This is a genomic window from Priestia sp. SIMBA_032 (assembly GCF_046535215.1).
GTDB lineage: Bacteria > Bacillota > Bacilli > Bacillales > Bacillaceae_H > Priestia > Priestia aryabhattai.
This window is the reverse complement of the sequence record NZ_JAWRXD010000188.1, coordinates 1-399: the sequence shown is the minus strand read 5'-3', so window position 1 is coordinate 399 and position 399 is coordinate 1. Positions and strand designations below refer to the sequence as shown.

At 40.4% G+C, this 399-nt stretch carries 1 protein-coding gene; it reads right to left on the bottom strand.

What is annotated here, in order from left to right; translation table 11 throughout:
• Positions 1-340, bottom strand: a 340-nt coding sequence (locus SB717_RS33940; protein WP_410907207.1) for a hypothetical protein, incomplete at its 3' end; no start/stop codon positions are given.
• Positions 341-399 lie beyond the last annotated feature (59 nt).

Genomic DNA, 399 nt, shown 5'->3' with positions numbered 1-399 from the left:
AAGTGTAAATGGTTGGCGTATTTGAATGGATGAAAAAGGCTTCGAGCAATAACCTTGTGGGTTCGCAATTTTGAACTGGCAATATATAGGCGTGCCAGATTTCTGACCAAGCCATGAAGAAAATATCATTTTGTGGTGTGATTTCAGTAGCTGGTTGGTTTTCAATCAGTGCCTGTATTAGTGATTTGGATGCTTCTAATTCGACGTGGTCCTTTTTTTCTAAGTAAAGTGCTTTTCCTAAGTTTTCATATTTGCCTTTTTTTACATCATGTGCATCCAGAATTACGATGCAGCGTGATGTCGCACGTGAGTAGGCGCAAAAAAACTCCGTATTTGACATGTCAGTAGCTGCTAATACTACGATGACTGGGCTCTCCAATCCTCTAAAGCGACCTATAG